Source organism: Methylobrevis pamukkalensis (assembly GCF_001720135.1).
Lineage (GTDB): Bacteria > Pseudomonadota > Alphaproteobacteria > Rhizobiales > Pleomorphomonadaceae > Methylobrevis > Methylobrevis pamukkalensis.
In genome coordinates, this window is the sequence record NZ_MCRJ01000329.1 from 1 (window position 1) to 414 (window position 414).

At 75.4% G+C, this 414-nt stretch carries 1 pseudogene; it reads left to right on the top strand.

What is annotated here, in order from left to right:
* A pseudogene (locus A6302_RS23350) lies at window positions 1-414 on the top strand (hypothetical protein); the annotation flags it as partial.

Genomic DNA, 414 nt, shown 5'->3' on the forward strand with positions numbered 1-414 from the left:
AGCGGAACCTGCTCCGCCGGCGCCGGCGCCGGCCCCGTCTGCCGAACCGCAGGCGATTTCCTCCGGCGATCCGCTGCTCGATGATCTGGAACGCCTGTTCCGTCCGTCCGCCCCGGCATCGGCCGACGCGGCCGGTCCCGACACGGCGCCGGCATCGGCCAGCGTCGCCGAGCTTTCGGTCGTCGCCCTCGAGGCCGAGCTCCTCGCCGATCCGGAACCGTCCCCGGAACCCGATATCGCGCCGACGCTGGAAACGGCGGCCCTCGAACCCGTCTCGACCAGGGCCGCCAAGCCTGCGTCGACCAGGTTCGAGGGTGGCAAGCCCGAAGCCGGCGGGCCCGTGCCCGCGGCGAAGGTGCCGCCGGCTGCCGAAGCCGCCGCGGAGCCGGCGCCTCGGGCGGACGTGGCCGATGC